The organism is Sedimentibacter sp. (genome assembly GCF_033447055.1).
Taxonomy (GTDB): domain Bacteria; phylum Bacillota; class Clostridia; order Tissierellales; family Sedimentibacteraceae; genus Sedimentibacter.
Map to the genome: position 1 here is coordinate 1 of NZ_JAWQJF010000045.1, position 16307 is coordinate 16307.

Annotated in this window: 18 protein-coding genes; 16 read left to right on the plus strand and 2 right to left on the minus strand. The window is 31.6% G+C overall.

Going from position 1 to position 16307, the window contains the following annotated elements:
• The 6 genes from SA378_RS02800 to SA378_RS02825 all read left to right on the plus strand — a co-directional run.
• The coding region (locus SA378_RS02800; protein WP_318524471.1) for a PASTA domain-containing protein at nt 1-928 on the plus strand (928 nt) is incomplete at its 5' end.
• A gap of 8 nt (nt 929-936) precedes the next feature.
• Nucleotides 937-1815: a ribosome small subunit-dependent GTPase A gene (gene rsgA / locus SA378_RS02805; protein WP_318524472.1), complete on the plus strand. Its 879-nt coding sequence runs from the start codon at nt 937-939 to the stop codon at nt 1813-1815.
• Between the two features lie 19 nt (nt 1816-1834).
• Nucleotides 1835-2506, plus strand: coding sequence for a ribulose-phosphate 3-epimerase (gene rpe / locus SA378_RS02810; RefSeq protein ID WP_318524473.1), 672 nt, complete (start codon nt 1835-1837; stop codon nt 2504-2506).
• Complete coding sequence (locus SA378_RS02815; RefSeq protein WP_318524474.1) at nt 2506-3144, plus strand: thiamine diphosphokinase; 639 nt, start codon at nt 2506-2508, stop codon at nt 3142-3144. The genes rpe and SA378_RS02815 overlap by 1 nt, the downstream gene beginning before the upstream one ends.
• Nucleotides 3145-3205: 61 nt before the next feature.
• Complete coding sequence (gene asnS, locus SA378_RS02820; protein WP_318524475.1) at nt 3206-4594, plus strand: asparagine--tRNA ligase; 1389 nt, start codon at nt 3206-3208, stop codon at nt 4592-4594.
• A gap of 185 nt (nt 4595-4779) precedes the next feature.
• Nucleotides 4780-4971 (plus strand): hypothetical protein, encoded by a 192-nt coding sequence (locus SA378_RS02825; protein ID WP_318524476.1) that lies wholly within the window; start codon nt 4780-4782, stop codon nt 4969-4971.
• A gap of 49 nt (nt 4972-5020) precedes the next feature.
• Here the strand turns inward: SA378_RS02825 and rpmB are convergent, their stop codons facing one another.
• Nucleotides 5021-5212 (minus strand): 50S ribosomal protein L28, encoded by a 192-nt coding sequence (rpmB, locus tag SA378_RS02830; RefSeq protein WP_318524477.1) that lies wholly within the window; start codon nt 5210-5212, stop codon nt 5021-5023.
• 282 nt (nt 5213-5494) lie between these two features.
• On the opposite strand from rpmB, the gene SA378_RS02835 reads away from it, so the two are divergent.
• Genes SA378_RS02835 through SA378_RS02860 form a run of 6 tightly spaced genes read left to right on the plus strand, consistent with a single transcriptional unit; the run spans nt 5495 to nt 11082 of the window.
• The gene (locus tag SA378_RS02835) at nt 5495-5851 is read left to right on the plus strand and encodes an Asp23/Gls24 family envelope stress response protein (protein ID WP_318524478.1); all 357 of its coding nucleotides are present in this window, start codon (nt 5495-5497) and stop codon (nt 5849-5851) included.
• Between the two features lie 13 nt (nt 5852-5864).
• Nucleotides 5865-7484: a DAK2 domain-containing protein gene (locus tag SA378_RS02840; RefSeq protein ID WP_318524479.1), complete on the plus strand. Its 1620-nt coding sequence runs from the start codon at nt 5865-5867 to the stop codon at nt 7482-7484.
• 20 nt (nt 7485-7504) lie between these two features.
• The gene (gene recG / locus SA378_RS02845) at nt 7505-9568 is read left to right on the plus strand and encodes an ATP-dependent DNA helicase RecG (protein WP_318524480.1); all 2064 of its coding nucleotides are present in this window, start codon (nt 7505-7507) and stop codon (nt 9566-9568) included.
• A gap of 26 nt (nt 9569-9594) precedes the next feature.
• On the plus strand, nt 9595-10155 hold the full coding sequence (gene rsmD / locus SA378_RS02850; RefSeq protein ID WP_318524481.1) for a 16S rRNA (guanine(966)-N(2))-methyltransferase RsmD: 561 nt from the start codon (nt 9595-9597) through the stop codon (nt 10153-10155).
• 1 nt (nt 10156) lies between these two features.
• Nucleotides 10157-10633: a pantetheine-phosphate adenylyltransferase gene (coaD, locus tag SA378_RS02855; protein ID WP_318524482.1), complete on the plus strand. Its 477-nt coding sequence runs from the start codon at nt 10157-10159 to the stop codon at nt 10631-10633.
• 2 nt (nt 10634-10635) lie between these two features.
• On the plus strand, nt 10636-11082 hold the full coding sequence (locus SA378_RS02860; protein WP_318524483.1) for an ATPase: 447 nt from the start codon (nt 10636-10638) through the stop codon (nt 11080-11082).
• A gap of 43 nt (nt 11083-11125) precedes the next feature.
• On the opposite strand, the gene SA378_RS02865 is transcribed toward SA378_RS02860, so the two are convergent.
• Nucleotides 11126-11854 (minus strand): hydrolase, encoded by a 729-nt coding sequence (locus SA378_RS02865; protein ID WP_318524484.1) that lies wholly within the window; start codon nt 11852-11854, stop codon nt 11126-11128.
• Between the two features lie 155 nt (nt 11855-12009).
• Here SA378_RS02865 and SA378_RS02870 point away from each other — a divergent pair, with 155 nt between their 5' ends.
• From SA378_RS02870 to clpX, 4 genes are all read left to right on the plus strand, one after another.
• Nucleotides 12010-12585 carry a GNAT family N-acetyltransferase gene (locus SA378_RS02870; RefSeq protein WP_318524485.1) on the plus strand — a complete coding sequence of 192 codons (576 nt, stop codon included), beginning with the start codon at nt 12010-12012 and terminating at the stop codon, nt 12583-12585.
• A 132-nt stretch (nt 12586-12717) separates the two neighbouring features.
• The gene (gene tig, locus SA378_RS02875) at nt 12718-14049 is read left to right on the plus strand and encodes a trigger factor (RefSeq protein WP_318524486.1); all 1332 of its coding nucleotides are present in this window, start codon (nt 12718-12720) and stop codon (nt 14047-14049) included.
• A gap of 77 nt (nt 14050-14126) precedes the next feature.
• On the plus strand, nt 14127-14711 hold the full coding sequence (clpP, locus tag SA378_RS02880) for an ATP-dependent Clp endopeptidase proteolytic subunit ClpP (RefSeq protein ID WP_318524487.1): 585 nt from the start codon (nt 14127-14129) through the stop codon (nt 14709-14711).
• A gap of 11 nt (nt 14712-14722) precedes the next feature.
• Nucleotides 14723-15982: an ATP-dependent protease ATP-binding subunit ClpX gene (gene clpX, locus SA378_RS02885; protein ID WP_318524488.1), complete on the plus strand. Its 1260-nt coding sequence runs from the start codon at nt 14723-14725 to the stop codon at nt 15980-15982.
• The last annotated feature ends 325 nt before the right edge of the window (nt 15983-16307 follow it).

A 16307-nucleotide genomic window follows, 5' to 3' on the forward strand; every position in this document is an offset into this window, starting at 1 on the left:
TATAGTTGCTTTTAAAGCATTTATGTATGTTCCTGAAGTTGAGGTTCCTAATTTAATAGGCAGAAGTGAAGAAGAAGCTCAAAAAATTGTTAAAGACTTAGGATTGTTGTTTGAAGTTTCGGATAGGAAATTCAGCAGTGAGTATGATGAAGGTGAAGTTATTGAACAAAGTGTTGAGGAAGGTACAAAGCTTAAGGAAAACTATCCTGTAAAAGTTGTTGTAAGCAAGGGTATGAAGGAAATTGTTGTTCCTAATTTAGTTGGGAAATATGCAATTGAAGCAGGAATTATTCTTGCAGATTCAGGACTTGACGAAGGACGCGTAACAGAGGAAAATTCAGATACTTATGCAGCAGGTCAAATTATTAATCAGTATCCTTCTGCGAATACACCTGCTGAAATGGATGATAAAGTTGATTATGTTGTGAGTACCGGACCTAAAATTAAATATGCGACTATGCCTAACTTAGCCGGCCTTGAGTTAGAAACTGCAAAACTTCTAATATTACAAAATAATCTTGAAGTTGGAGAAATAACTGAAGAAACAAGCGAAGAAATTGAAGCAGGACTTGTTATGAGGCAAAGCGTTATAGCGGGGCAAGAAGTTGAACAAGGAACATCAATCTGGATGACTGTAAGTTCGGGAAAACCATCAGTAGAACCTGAAAATCCAGTAGAAGAACCAGGAATAGAAACACCTGTGGAAATCGGAGCTTATCCGCTTACCATAGCACTTCCATCAAATAAGGATAAAGTTGCTGTAGTTGTTCAGAAAATTACAGATGAAGGAAGAGAAATTGTATATTCACAAGAAGTGAGCACATCAGAACAGAGCATTATCATCAATATTAAAGGGACAGGAAAACAAGTATTTGAAATTTATATAGATAATGAATTGTATGATAGAGCTGAAATAACTTTTGAATAGGAGCATATATGATTAAAGGTATCATTATTAGGGGTGTAGGCGGAAATTATTATGTTGATATAGGCAACGAAATAATAGAATGCAGAGCAAGAGGTTTGTTTAGGCTTAAAAATATAAAGCCATTAGTCGGAGACAGGGTTTTAATAAGACTTACTGAAGAAGATGAACATTCTGGCTATATTGAAGAGATAAATGAAAGATATAATGAAATTAAAAGACCACCGGTTGCCAATGTTGAACAGCTTTTAATATTTTTCGCTGTAACTAATCCGGAACCAAGTTTTTTGCTTCTTGATAAACTTTTGATAGCGGCTGAAGTTAACAATTTAAAGCCGGTTATTTGTTTCAATAAATCTGATTTGGCAGATGAGAATAGGAAAAATGAAATAAATGATATTTTTAAAAATACTGATTATAAAATTATTTTCACAAGCAAAAATGATCCAAGGTCCATTGAAATACTTAAAGATGTATTGAAAGATAAGCTAAGTGTTTTTTCCGGACCATCGGGTGTTGGAAAATCTTCTGTAATGAATGCTGTTCAGCCGGATTTTCAATTGAAAACCGGTGAAATAAGCGATAAATTAAAAAGAGGAAAACATACGACTCGCCATGCAGAAATATATAAGCTGAGCTTTGGAGGCTATGTTGTTGATACACCGGGATTTAGTTCTTTTGAGTTAGAAGGTATCAATGAATATGAACTTAAAGAATATTATCCTGAGATAAAGAAATTAGATTCAAGCTGCAGATTTGATGACTGTCTTCATTACAAGGAACCGGACTGTGGTGTTAAGAAAGCAGTGGAAACTGGTTTAATAAGTGAAACAAGATACTTGAATTACGTAAGACTATTAGAACAAATTAGAAAAACTAAAATATATTAGTATATTTTAAGGAGGAAAAATGAATAAATTAACGCATAAATTAGCACCGTCTATATTATCTGCCGATTTTTCAAACCTTGAGCGTGATATAAAATTAGTTGAAGAAGGGGGAGCGGATTATATTCACATAGATGTAATGGATGGACATTTTGTTCCAAATATTACAATAGGACCTGACGTAGTTAAATGTATAAGAAAAGTAACTGAACTTACTTTTGATGTTCATTTAATGATTGAAAATCCGGAGGATTTTATAGAGGATTTTTATAATGCGGGAGCCGATATAATAACTGTTCATCAAGAAGCGTGTGTGCATCTTCACAGTACAATTCAAAAAATCAAATCATTTGGACTGAAGGCAGGTGTTTCTATAAATCCTGCTACTCCAGTAAGCATTTTAAAAGATATAATAAGAGACGTGGACATGGTGCTTATAATGAGCGTTAATCCTGGATTTGGCGGACAAAGTCTTATTAAAAATGTTAAATACAAATTTGAAGAATTAAAAGAAATGATAAATGATTACGATTTAAATGTTGATATAGAAATTGACGGCGGCGTTACAACAGACAATTTACAGGAAGTGTTAAGATGGGGAGCAAATGTTGTTGTAGCTGGGTCAGCAATTTACAAGGCTAAAGATGTTGTTCAAGAAACAAGGAAGTTTAAAAATATTATGGAGCAAAAATAATGATAGCATTAATAATAGCTAACGGTGATGATGTTGATAAAAGTCTCATTAAAAATATGCATTTCGACTGTGTAATTTGTGCAGATGGTGGCCTTGGAAAAGCAGAACGTTTAGGCGTTGTTCCAAATATAATTCTTGGAGATTTTGATTCTGTAGAACCTAGTGTTCTTGAAAAATATCGATCAATGAATGTAGAAATAGAAAAGTTTCCTACAGAAAAAGATTATACTGATATGGAACTGTCAATTGAATTTGCTTTAAAACTGGGCTATAATAATATAATTTTAGTTGGTGCCACAGGTGGTCCAAGACTTGATCATTCAATTGCAAATATTATGCTTCTTGAAAAGTATTTCAATCTTGGAGTTAACATTGAAATAATTGACAATAATAATAAAATACAAATTATATCAGATAATACTGATTTGTATTTAAACCATAAAGAAAATTATTTCATATCAATAGTGCCTGTTACGTATTTAATAAGCGGTCTTACGCTTGAAGGATTTAAATATCCATTAGATAATGTTATTGTTAAAAGAGGTTCTACTCTTTGTATAAGCAATGAGATTATCAAGGATAGAGGTAGAATATTGCTTAACAAAGGTATTGCATTATTATTTGTTTCAAAAGATTAATTAATCATGCATGTCATTGATAACAAATAAACTAAAGAAATCAATCATATTAGGAGGATTCATGAAATCAATAGATTTGAGAGATTTATTCAAATCTCCGGAAAAATATTATGAAAAAGAAGTGTTGGTGGAAGGTTGGATAAGGACTATTAGAGATTCTAAAAATTTTGGCTTTATAGAATTGAACGACGGAACTTTTATGAAAAATGTTCAGGTAGTTTTTGAAAATAATTTAAGCAATTTTGAAGAAGTAAAGAAATTTTCAACTGGCAGTGCAATAACAGTTAAAGGAATATTGATAATGACACCGGAAGCAAAACAGTTGTTTGAAATAAATGCTGTTGAAATTGCAATGGAAGCTGAATCCGATTCAAGTTATCCTCTTCAGAAAAAAAGACATTCACTTGAATATCTTAGAACAATAGCTCACTTAAGGCCAAGAACAAACACTTTTTCAGCGGTATTTAGAGTAAGGTCATTGGCAGCTTTTACAATACATAAGTTTTTTAATGAAAGAAGTTTTGTATATGCTCATCCTCCTATAATAACAGCAAGTGATGCTGAAGGTGCAGGAGAAATGTTCAGAGTAACTGCACTTGATCTTGACAACATAGAAAAAACAGGTGGAAAAACTGATTATTCGAAAGATTTCTTTGGAAAATCTGCAAATCTTACAGTAAGCGGTCAGTTAGAAGCAGAGATTTTTGCGCTTGCATATAAAAAGACATATACATTTGGACCTACATTCAGAGCAGAAAATTCAAATACAACAAGGCATGCGGCTGAATTCTGGATGATTGAACCAGAGATTGCTTTTGCAGATATTAATGATAACATGCAGCTTGCTGAAGATATGGTTAAATATGTAGTTAGCTATGTTTTAGAAAATGAAAAGGAAGAAATGGAATTTTTCAACAGTTTTGTTGAAAAAGATCTTTTTGCAAAACTTGATAATGTTATAAGTTCAGAATTTGGAAGAATTTCATATACTGATGCTATTGATATATTAATGAAAAACAATGATAAATTTGATTACCCTGTACATTGGGGAACAGACATACAAACAGAACATGAAAGATATTTATCTGAACAGATATTTAAAAAACCAGTGTTTGTAATTAACTATCCAAAGGAAATAAAAGCATTTTATATGCGTATGAATGAAGATAATAAAACTGTTGCTGCAATGGATCTTCTTGTACCTGGAATTGGTGAGCTTATAGGCGGAAGCCAAAGAGAAGAAAGACTGGATCTTTTAGAAAAACGTATGGGTGAAATGGGCGTAGGCAAAGAAGACATGTGGTGGTATTTAGAATTAAGAAAATACGGTGGAGTTAAACATGCCGGTTACGGACTTGGATTTGAAAGACTTATCATGTATCTAACAGGCATGGGCAACATCAGAGATGTTATACCATTCCCAAGAACACCTAAAAACGCAGAATTTTAGAATAATAAATAAAAAGATAAAAAAGATACGATGAAATAAAATTTCTCGTATCTTTTTTAATACTCATGAATAGAATGTATTAATGGAATAGTTGTAATTATTACACTAAATAGATATTTTAAAATTGTTGTCAATAACTAAATCTGTATTAATCCATCAATAAATCAATTATTTAGGAGGGTAATATGAATTATTTTAAACATAAAAATAAATGTAATCCGATAAACAAACATTTTAAATTTACAGAAATATTAGGTATTATGCTGGCAGTAATCGGAGCAATTATAGTTGTTCAAATTTTGCCGGTTAAAATTTGGATGTTTATTTTAGGAATGTTGCTCATAATACTAGGCAGCACACTTTTTAGATTGTTGTAAATAAATCAAAAAATAAAAATAATGGCGTAAGCCACTATTTATTATTGTCTTATATAGCACGTTGTACTTTACCTGATCTCATACATCTTGTACAAACAAATTTTTTAGAAGGAACTCCGTTTTCCAAAACTGTAATTCTTCTTACGTTTGGTTTCCATGTTCTTCTTATTTTTCTATCAGAATGTGTTATACTGTTGCCTGATATAGATCCTTTTCCACATATCTCACAAAACTTAGCCATGCTACACCTCCTATTTATCTAAAACATTAAGTTTTATATTTCGATTTGCTTAAACAGCACAAAATAACTGTTTAATAATTTTAACTCTATAATTCTACCATTAAAATATAAATATTGCAATATCAAATTTTAATTAGTATAATAAAAATGTATTTTTTATTTTGAAAAATTTTAATACTGACTACCAGTCAGTCATATTTTGTTTGTAAATTTTTGATAGAAAGGGTATAATATGTTTGTTTAATAAATAATATTTGGAAATTAAAACATAGGAGGTTGTATATGTCAATTAAAATGTTTAACGAAAATGGAAATATTACCATAGATGATCAAGTGTTTGCTACTCTTGCCGGATTGGCTGCTATGGAATGTTACGGTGTAGTAGGAATGGCTTTTAGAAATGCAACTGAAGGTATTTTTGAATTACTGAAAAGAGAACAGCTTACTAAAGGAATAAAAATTACTGCAATAGAAGATAAAATTAACATTGATTTATATATAGTACTGCAATACGGAGTTAAAATTTCTGTTGTAGCGGAAAATATAATTTCCAGGATTAAATACAGCGTAGAAAACTTTTCAGGAGTTAACGTAGATAATGTGAATATTTTTGTGCAAGGTGTCAGAGTACAAAAATAACGAGGAGGTTAAAATGAATATAGAATATATTGATAATATTACGTTTAAAAAAATGCTTTTAGGGGCTGCTGCAAATCTTGAAAATAACAAAGCTATAGTGGATTCCTTAAACGTATTTCCTGTTCCCGACGGAGATACAGGCACAAACATGAATCTTACTGTACAGTCAGCAATAAAGGAAATAAGCAACTTGTCAGACAGCACTATTGCACACATTGCTGAAGCCGCTGCTAATGGCTCTTTAATGGGAGCAAGAGGAAACTCGGGAGTAATATTATCACAGCTGTTCAGAGGTGTCGCAAAAGGACTTAACGGATCAAATAGAATTGATTGTAAAATAATTGCAGAATCATTTAAAGCTGCTTCAGATACAGCGTATAAAGCAGTAATGCGACCAGTTGAAGGAACAATACTCACGGTTGCCAGAGAAACTGCTGAAAAAGCAATGGCGACATATACAGAGTATGAAGATACAGCAGTGTTTTTAGAAAACTTAATTGAGCAGGCAAAAGATACGTTGAGACGTACTCCGGAAATGCTCAAAGTTTTAAAACAAGCAGATGTTGTAGATGCAGGTGGTAAAGGTTTAGTATTTCTTCTAGAAGGTGCATTGGCATCTTTAAAAGGAATTGAAATAAAACAAGAGAAAAAAGAAGAGAAAATAGTTGAAACTCAATTGGAACTTGAAGAATTCACCAGCGAAGATGAAATTATATTTGCATATTGTACGGAATTTTTTATAAATAATCCGATAAAGAGTTCAGAAGATTTTTTAAGTAAAATATATGACAAGGGCGATTCAATAGTATGTGTTGGTAATGAAAAATTAATAAAAACACATATACATACAAACAACCCTGGTCAAATATTGGCTATTGCAGTTAAATACGGTGAATTGTCTAAAATAAAAATAGAAAACATGAAGGAACAATTCAGGGAAAGAGTTAAGAATTCTCATAAAAAAAGCCAAGAAAAGAAAAAATACGGATTTGTTTCAATAGGAATGGGTGCTGGAATTCAAAAAGTGTTTATGGATTTAAATGTTGATATTTTTTTATCCGGTGGGCAAACAATGAATCCAAGTACGGAAGATATATTAGAAGCAACTAAAAATATAAATGCTGATAATATAATTGTTTTACCTAACAACAGCAATATTATCCTTGCTGCAACACAAGCAAAAGAATTATCAGAAAAAAATATTTATGTTGTACCAAGCAAAAGTATACCACAGGGAATTACAGCTTTGCTTGCATTTAAAGAAGAAAATGATGCTGAAGAAAATATAAAAATTATGACTGAGGCGGTAAAAGAAGTAAAAACCGGTCAAGTTACATATGCAGTAAGGGATACTATATTTAATGATATGGAAATAAAAAAAGACGAAATTATTGCTTTAAGCGATGGTAATATTGTATCTCATGGAAACAATGCTGAAGATGAAGCTATAGAACTCATCAAGAAAATGGTTGATGAAGACAGTTTTCTTATTACTTTGTTCTATGGTGATAAAGTTGAGAAAAAAACTGCTGAAAGCATGAAAACAAGAATAGAAGAAATAGCAGAAGAATGCGATGTTGAAATAATATTCGGTGGTCAGCCTCTTTATTACTATATAATTTCAGTAGAATAATAATACTAATGGAGCGTTAAATGCTTGATATCGACATACAATTTTTAAAGGGAGTTGGACCTAATAAAGCAGCAAGACTGCAAAAATTAAACATATATACTGTTGAAGATTTGTTAAATTATTTCCCAATAAAATACGAAGACAGAAGAACTGTTAAAAATATTAATGACATCAAAGACAATTCGGATAACAGAAAAATTTTGTTAAAGGTCAAACTTTTTGAAAAGCCTAAAAAAACCAGGGTTAAGAAAAATATGTCCATAATAAAGGCAATTTGTGTGGATGACACAGGCTTTATTACTCTTACTTTTTTTAATCAGGATTTTTTGATGGAAAAATTTATTGAGGGAGAATTCTATTATGTGTTTGGTAGTGTAAAGAATTCACTTGGTAAAATTGAAATAGTAAATCCTGAAATTGAATTTTGCAATAAAGACTGGAAAGCAAATAGAATCATGCCGATATATGGCTTGACATATGGTATTACCAACAATGAATTGACAAAATTAACAAGGACTGCATTAGATATTTATTATGATAAAATCGAAAATGTTATTCCTAAAGAATTAAAGGTTCAGAATAAACTGCTTCCAAGAAAATGTGCAATTAAAAGTCTTCATTTTCCCGAGAATGGCAAAAAATATTCATTAGGGAAAAAAACAATGGCATTTGAAAAACTTTTAATAATGAATATTGGTTTTTTGTCAATTAAAAACAATCTTAGAAATGATTGTACAGGTAATGAAATTAAAAATACACAGCTGTCTGACAAACTAATTGATTCGATACCTTATAAGCTGACTAATGCACAGCTGAGAGTAATCAAAGAAATAAAAGAAGATATGAGTATTACTAAACCAATGAACAGATTAGTGCAGGGGGATGTAGGTTCAGGCAAGACCGTGGTTGCAATTTATGCTTTGCTTGCAGCGGTCAATTCAGGATTTCAGGCATCAATGATGGCACCTACTGAAATTTTAGCCAGGCAGCATTATGATACGATACTAGAGTATTTGGAGAGAGCTCATATACAGGTTAATGTCGTATTTATCTCAGGCTCAACAAAAGCAAAAGTAAAGGCTGAAATTTTGAGCAAACTTAAATCCGGTGAAGTTGATATAATAATCGGTACACACGCTCTCATTGAAAAGGGTGTGGAGTTTAAAAATATCGGACTTGTTATAACTGATGAACAGCATCGCTTTGGAGTAAGACAAAGGGCTATGCTTTCAAACAAGGGAAATAATCCTGATATTCTTGTAATGACAGCAACACCAATACCAAGAACACTGGCGCTTATGCTTTATGGAGATTTGGACATATCCGTTATTGATGAAATGCCTCTTGGAAGGCAAGAAGTTATAACAAGTGTTTTTAAGGAAAGCGATAAAAGAAAAGCCTATGAATTTATTGTAAGTCAGATAAACAATGGACGTCAAGCGTACATAGTTGCACCTTTAGTTGAAGAGTCAGAGAACTTAGAACTTGATTCTGCTACGGATATATATAATGAACTTAAAAGTTCATATTTTTCTAAATATAAACTGGGGCTATTGCACGGCAAAATGAATAATGCAGAAAAAGAAACCATTATAAATGAATTTTATGCCGGTAAGATAAACGTGCTTGTTTCAACTACAGTAATAGAGGTTGGAGTAAACGTTCCTAATTCTGTCATTATGCTTGTTTTAAATGCGGAACGTTTTGGACTTGCGCAGCTTCATCAATTAAGAGGAAGGGTTGGAAGAGGAAAATTTCAGTCTTATTGTATTTTGGTGAATGGAAGCAGATCTAGAAAATCGGTTGATAGAATGAATATTTTAAAAAAATGCAGCAATGGTTTTTTAATTGCTGAAGAAGATTTAAAAATGAGGGGTCCTGGCGATTTCTTTGGAACAAAGCAGCATGGCTTGTCAAAATATGAAATTCAAAATATAATTAATGATGTTGAAGTTGTTCAAATTGTTCAAGTATTATCAAAAAACATGCTGAAAGAAAATCCATACCTTGACGGTGATGATTATAGGAATTTAAAAGAACAAATAATGAACTTGTTTAAAGACGAAAACATTGTATTCAATTGATTGTTCATGGTTAGGAAGAGTTTGAAATGAGAATAATATCCGGAACAAATAAAGGTAAGAAGCTTTATGCTCCTGAGGGAATGTCCGTCAGACCTACAAGCGATAAAATTAAAGAATCTTTATTTAATATTATTGGATATATTAATGAAGATTCCAGAGTTTTAGATTTATTTGCAGGTTCTGGAAATGTAGGCATAGAGTTTTTGGCAAGAGGTGCAGAATTTTGTTGTTTTGTGGATGCATCTCATAAAAGTTTAAGTTATGTTAAAAAGAATCTCGAATTATGCAATTTTCAAGATAAATCAAAAATTATATTAAGTGATTACGAAAAAGCAATTATTAATTTTTATAAAAATAATGAAAAATTTGATTATATTTTTGCAGATCCTCCTTATGACTTGAAATGTTGTATAAAAATAGTAAAAAGCATATTTGAAAATAAAATTTTGAAGCCTGGTGGAATGCTTATCATTGAAAGCGATAAGTCGGAAACGGTGTTCGAAAGCATTGATATAAATGTTATAAAATACAAAGAAAAAATATATGGTAGAACTAGAATAAGTATTATGAAGTTAGCGGAGGACTAAAATGAGAGTTTTATATGCAGGTAGCTTTGATCCCATTACATGTGGTCATTTTGATTTGATAAAAAGATGTTCTGAATTGTTTGATGATGTTTTAGTGACAGTTTTTAACAATACCTCAAAAAAATACATGTTTACATGTGAAGAACGAGTTGAACTTGTAAAGGGTGCAGTAAAGCATTTAAAAAATGTAACAGTAGACTCGTCTAGCGAAATGGTAGCAAACTATTGCAAAAAAAATGATATAAGAATTATCATAAGAGGGCTTAGAGCATTGTCTGATTATGAATACGAACTTGGCATGTCAGCTTATAATAAGTTTCTAAATGAAAACTTAGAAACATTTTTTATGGTTGCATCGCCGGAATATTCTTTTGTAAGTTCAAGCGGTGTCAAAGAAATTGCTATGTATGATGAAAAGTTTAAAGAACTTGTACCAGAAAATGTTGCAGAATTACTACTAAAAAAACTAGGGAGGTAAATATGGAGATTTTAAATTTGTTAGAAAGAATAGAAGATATTGTTGAAGAAGCATCAAAGTTTCCTTTATCAAACAAGGTTATGATAGATAAAGATGAAATGCTGGATGTGATTAATGAAATCAGATTAAAATTGCCTGATGAAATAAATAGGGCATCATGGGTAGCGAAAGAACGTCAGCGCATTTTAAATGAAGCACAGACAGAAGCGGATGAACTGATTGAAAAAGTGCAGGATCAGCAAAAATATCTTATTGAAGACAATGAGATAACCAAGCAGGCTCAGAAATATGCAAATCAAATATTGCAAGATGCTGAAAGAAAAGCTAATGACATGAAAATAGGCGCGTACAATTACAGTGATGAAATATTGTCCAAGCTACAGGGAAAAATAAATGAAATAAATAATATTATCGAACAAAACAGAGAAGTTCTTAAAAATATGGAATAATCAAATAAAAGACATACGTAAAAATCACGTATGTTTTTATTCTTTAAAATAATTTTTCTCTGTAATTGTCCATAATTTCTGAGAAAAGTTCACCTGTGGTTGGTGGTGTGAATGTGATTGCATTTGCGCCAGCTTGAATTGTATTGTAAATATTTTCTGGTCTGGGGCCGCCTGTTGCTATTATTGGAAAATTGGGATGTTTTTCACGAATTATTTTTACTATATCTGCTGTACTAGCTCCGCCTGAAACATTAAATATTGCAGCCCCTGCTTTAATCCTGGACTCAAAATCTTCTTTCTCGGATACAATAGTAATTATTATTGGAATATCAAGCCTTTTTTTCATTTCTGAAATAAGTTCATTTGAAGTTGGAGCATTCATTACTACACCATATGCACCTGTTAACTCTGCATTTATGGCAATATCCAAAGATCTCTGCCCTGTTGTGATACCACCGCCTACACCTACAAACACCGGTGCTGAAGACAATTCAATGATTGCTTGATTGACAGCTATTTGAGGTGTAAAAGGATACACGGCAATAACGCCGTCGGCATTGTGATTTTTAATAATAGCTAAATCAGTGGAAAATATTAAAGATTTAATTCTTTTACCGAATATGTTTATACCGCTGGCATCATAAATTTCCTTTGGCATTTGAATTGGTTTCTTTTTAAGCACGGATTCAATTGTTGGTATGAATTTTTTATCTTTTTTTTCCGTATTGTTTTTTACATCATTGCTATAATTGTCTTTTATAATGTTTTCCATGTAATTCCTCCTTCTAAATGTTTTTTTGCGATATATTATTATACAATTTTATATTCTAATGTACAATGAAATATATTACGGTTTAAAAAAATAATACTATGCAATCATATTGTGGGAATGTATAATAATCGTAAGAGCAATGGGGAGAATTAGCAATGCAAATATATAAACGTGAGGATATTTTAAAACACAAGGGTACTGTAACATTACTTACTGATAGGTTTGTGTTAAGAAAATTCAAAATTGATGATGCGAACGAAGTTTTTTGCAATTGGGCAAGCGATAGTGATTCAGCAAAGTATAATGCGTGTAGTGTTCATTCAAGCGTAAAAGTTACTGAAGAGTATGTATCTGAATGGATTGACTGCTATAAAAATAATAATTATTATCATTGGGCTGTTGTAGATAATCAAGATGATGAAGTAATTGGATCCATTTCTGTATCTAATGTCAAAAATATAAAAAAATACTGTGAAATAGGTTATACTGTTACTAAAAAAAGATGGAACCAAGGTATTGCAACAGAAGTTTTAATACGTGTTCTGAAATTTTTAGTTGATGATGTTGGATTTAAAACAGTGCGAGCAATGCATGATGTTAGAAATGAAGCATCTGGAAAAGTTATGAAAAAGGCTGGTATGGTTTTTGCAAAAAATAAGACAAAATTTTTCGTAAATGGGCAGAATTTTGTCATGAAATGCTGTGTGTATGATTATAAAAACACTAAATAATATAAGAAACAGTAATAAAATATTGCTTTTATAATGTTTTGTGGTATAATATAATGGTTAATTATGAGATTCGTTAAAATGAAACGATATTGACTGTTTTACATAAAATAATTAGGAACCTAGGAGGATAAAATGATTTCAAAAATATTAAAAAAAGAGAATAATATAGTTACAATTGAATTTACAGTATCACAAGAGGAATTTGAAAAATCTGTGAATAAAGCATACTTAAAAGTTAAGAATACTATTAATGTTCAAGGATTTAGAAAGGGTAAAGCTCCAAGACATATTATTGAAAAGAAATATGGCAAGAGCATTTTTTATGATGATGCTTTAGATTTTGCCATTCAAGAAGAATATCCAAAAGCTGTTGCAGAACATAAACTTGATGTAATAGACAGTCCCAAAGTAAATATTGAAAAATTTGAAGAAGGACAAGAAATAATTGTTACAGCAGACGTTGAAGTAATGCCAGAGGTTGAACTCCCTGAATATAAAGGAGTAGAAGTTGTAAAAACTGAATTGAAAGTTACAGATGAAGATGTTGAAAAAGAATTAAAAGCTGTTCAGGAAAAAAATGCAAGAATTGTTGAAGTTACTGACAGACCGGTACAAAATGGAGATTTTTTAACTATTGATTATTCAGGTTTTGTTGGAGAAGAGCAATTTGAAGGCGGCACTGCTGTAAATCAATCTCTTGAAATTGGTTCTAATTCATTCATTCCGGGTTTTGAAGAACAACTTATAGGAAAATCTAAGGATGAAGAAATTGAAGTTAAAGTTACATTCCCTGAAGATTATCATTCAGAAGATTTAAAAGGTAAAGAAGCAGTGTTTAAAGTAACAATTCATGAAATTAAAGTAAAAGAGCTTCCTGAAATTGATGATGAACTTGCAAAAGATGTCAGCGAATTTGATTCTTTGGAAGAATTAAAAGCTGATACAAGAAAAACTCTAGAGCAAAAAGCTGTAGATTCATCGAAAATTGCAAATGACAACAATGTAATTACTAAAATTGTTAATGATGCAAAAATAGAAATTCCTGAAGTGTTAATACAAAGAGAAATTGAATATTTAGGAAGAAATTATGAACAACAATTCCGTCAACAAGGTTTTTCAGGCAAGGAATATGATGATATAATCAAAAATTTTGTTGATCAATATAAAGAAGGTGCAAGAAACCAAGCTGAATTTAATGTAAAAGCAGAATTGGTTTTAGAAGCTATAATAAAAAAAGAAGAAATTAAAGTTTCAGAGGAAGAATTAACAGCAGAAATCGAGAAAATTGCACAGTCTTATAAAATAGAAGCAGACAGAATGGAAGCTTTTAAGAAAAGCATGATGGAGTCAAGCGCAAGCTACGTTGAAGAAACATTACAAAAAAGAAAAGTTATAGATATGCTTGTTGGAAATGCAGTGTTTGTTGAACCTGTTGAAGTAAAAACTGAAGAAATTTCTGAATAAGACAAAAAATTAAGATTATATCAAGATAAATAAGTACAATAATAGTAATAGGAAATATAATATAGGAGGAAATAAAAATGGCGTTAGTTCCATATGTAATTGAACAAACCGGAAGAGGCGAAAGATCTTATGATATATATTCAAGACTGTTAAAAGACAGAATAATAATATTAAGTGATGAAGTAAATGATGCAACTGCGAGCGTAATTGTTGCACAACTTTTATTTTTGGAATCAGAAGATCCAGATAAGGATATACAATTATATATCAACTCTCCTGGTGGTTCTATAACATCAGGTATGGCTATATATGACACAATGCAGTATATAAAGCCTGATGTATCTACAATATGTGTTGGAATGGCAGCAAGCATGGGAGCATTTCTCTTATTGTCTGGAGCTAAAGGTAAAAGATTTGCACTTCCTAATTCAGAGATTATGATTCACCAACCTCTTGGAGGAATGCAAGGCCAAGCGTCTGACATAAAAATACATGCAGACAGAATAATTAAAATAAGGGATACGTTGAATACAATTATCAGTGAAAGAACTGGTCAGCCTATGGATAAGGTTGAACACGATACAGACAGAGATAATTTCATGACAGCGGAGGAAGCGAGAGCATATGGCATAATAGATGACATTATAGCCAAAAGAAAGTAAGGAGTGTTTTAATGAGCAAAGTAAATGAAAAGCAAATCAAATGCTCGTTTTGTGGAAAAACGCAGGAGCAGGTAAGAAGGCTCATTGCAGGTCCAGATGTTTATATATGTGACGAATGTATAGAATTATGTCACAATATTGTATATGAAGATGTAGACCTATTTGAAGAATATGATTTTGTTGAACTTCCAAAACCAAAGGAAATAAAAGAAAAACTTGACGAATATGTAATTCAGCAGGACCAAGCAAAAAAAGCACTTGCTGTAGCTGTTTACAATCATTATAAAAGAATAAACTATAAAAGTAAAGATGCAGGAATAGACATTCAAAAAAGCAACATACTTTTATTAGGACCTACCGGAAGCGGAAAAACATATTTAGCCCAGACACTTGCAAAATTGTTGAATGTTCCATTCGCTATTGCAGATGCTACATCATTGACAGAAGCAGGATATGTTGGGGAAGATGTTGAAAACATATTGCTGAAACTTTTACAGGCAGCTGATTTTGAAGTGGAGAAAGCAGAGAAGGGTATAATTTATATCGATGAAATTGATAAAATTTCGCGGCGTTCAGAAAATCCTTCAATAACTAGGGATGTAAGTGGAGAAGGAGTACAACAGGCACTTCTTAAAATACTTGAGGGAACTGTTGCAAATGTTCCTCCGCAAGGTGGAAGGAAACATCCTCATCAGGAATTTATACAAATTGACACTACTAACATATTGTTTATTCTAGGCGGTGCATTTGACGGAATTGAAAAAATAGTACAAAAGAGAGTAGGCAAAAAAAGTATCGGCTTTGGTGCAGACCTTACAGGTAATTCTCCAATGGATATAGATAAGCTTTTAAAACAAGTTCAGTCACAAGATTTGTTAAAATTTGGATTGATACCTGAGTTTATAGGAAGATTACCTAATATTGTCGCTTTGGATAAATTAGATAAGAGTGCTTTGATTTCAATATTGACTGAACCGAAAAATGCTTTGGTAAAGCAATACAAAGAATTATTTAAAATGGATAACGTAGAATTAGAAATAGAAAAAGAAGCTTTAGAGGAAATTGCTGATAAAGCGTTGGAAATTAATACAGGAGCTAGAGGTCTTAGAGGTATACTCGAAAGTACAATGACAGATGTTATGTATGAAATACCTTCAAGAAATGATATTAAAAAATGTGTCATTACTAAAGACACAATTATTAATAAAAGTGAACCTAAATTAGTTTTAACTAAAAAGCCTTTATCTGATAGTAAAGAAAATGCTTCATAAGACTGCCTGCCTAGCAGGCAGTTTTTAATAATATAGGAAAGCTCTCTTTTCTATATTATTAAAACGAGGATTGCAAAGGACGGGACGTCATTGCCGTTAAGGGGGGCGCTCAGTTAAAACGCGTATGCGTTTTAACGCCGAAGGGGGACATAGGTCCCCATAGCGGAGTTGCGGAGCAACTTTTTCATAAGGAGAAAAGTATGATTGAAAATTACAGTATAGAAAATAAAACACTTCCTTTGATTCCTATCAGAGGAATAGGAATTTTTCCGGATACAGTGATTCATTTTGATATAGGAAGAGAAAAATCCATTAATGCTTTAGA

Excerpts from the sequence above, each read along its gene's own strand:
- SA378_RS02860 (WP_318524483.1), top strand. The coding sequence starts at position 10,636 with ATGGAGATTTTAAATTTGTTAGAAAGAATAGAAGATATTGTTGAAGAA.
- SA378_RS02835 (WP_318524478.1), top strand. The coding sequence starts at position 5,495 with ATGTCAATTAAAATGTTTAACGAAAATGGAAATATTACCATAGATGAT.
- SA378_RS02815 (WP_318524474.1), top strand. The coding sequence starts at position 2,506 with ATGATAGCATTAATAATAGCTAACGGTGATGATGTTGATAAAAGTCTC.
- asnS (WP_318524475.1), top strand. The coding sequence starts at position 3,206 with ATGAAATCAATAGATTTGAGAGATTTATTCAAATCTCCGGAAAAATAT.
- rpmB (WP_318524477.1), bottom strand. The coding sequence starts at position 5,212 with ATGGCTAAGTTTTGTGAGATATGTGGAAAAGGATCTATATCAGGCAAC.
- rsmD (WP_318524481.1), top strand. The coding sequence starts at position 9,595 with ATGAGAATAATATCCGGAACAAATAAAGGTAAGAAGCTTTATGCTCCT.
- SA378_RS02870 (WP_318524485.1), top strand. The coding sequence starts at position 12,010 with ATGCAAATATATAAACGTGAGGATATTTTAAAACACAAGGGTACTGTA.
- SA378_RS02840 (WP_318524479.1), top strand. The coding sequence starts at position 5,865 with ATGAATATAGAATATATTGATAATATTACGTTTAAAAAAATGCTTTTA.
- clpP (WP_318524487.1), top strand. The coding sequence starts at position 14,127 with ATGGCGTTAGTTCCATATGTAATTGAACAAACCGGAAGAGGCGAAAGA.
- coaD (WP_318524482.1), top strand. The coding sequence starts at position 10,157 with ATGAGAGTTTTATATGCAGGTAGCTTTGATCCCATTACATGTGGTCAT.
- recG (WP_318524480.1), top strand. The coding sequence starts at position 7,505 with ATGCTTGATATCGACATACAATTTTTAAAGGGAGTTGGACCTAATAAA.
- tig (WP_318524486.1), top strand. The coding sequence starts at position 12,718 with ATGATTTCAAAAATATTAAAAAAAGAGAATAATATAGTTACAATTGAA.
- SA378_RS02865 (WP_318524484.1), bottom strand. The coding sequence starts at position 11,854 with ATGGAAAACATTATAAAAGACAATTATAGCAATGATGTAAAAAACAAT.
- rpe (WP_318524473.1), top strand. The coding sequence starts at position 1,835 with ATGAATAAATTAACGCATAAATTAGCACCGTCTATATTATCTGCCGAT.
- clpX (WP_318524488.1), top strand. The coding sequence starts at position 14,723 with ATGAGCAAAGTAAATGAAAAGCAAATCAAATGCTCGTTTTGTGGAAAA.
- rsgA (WP_318524472.1), top strand. The coding sequence starts at position 937 with ATGATTAAAGGTATCATTATTAGGGGTGTAGGCGGAAATTATTATGTT.
- SA378_RS02825 (WP_318524476.1), top strand. The coding sequence starts at position 4,780 with ATGAATTATTTTAAACATAAAAATAAATGTAATCCGATAAACAAACAT.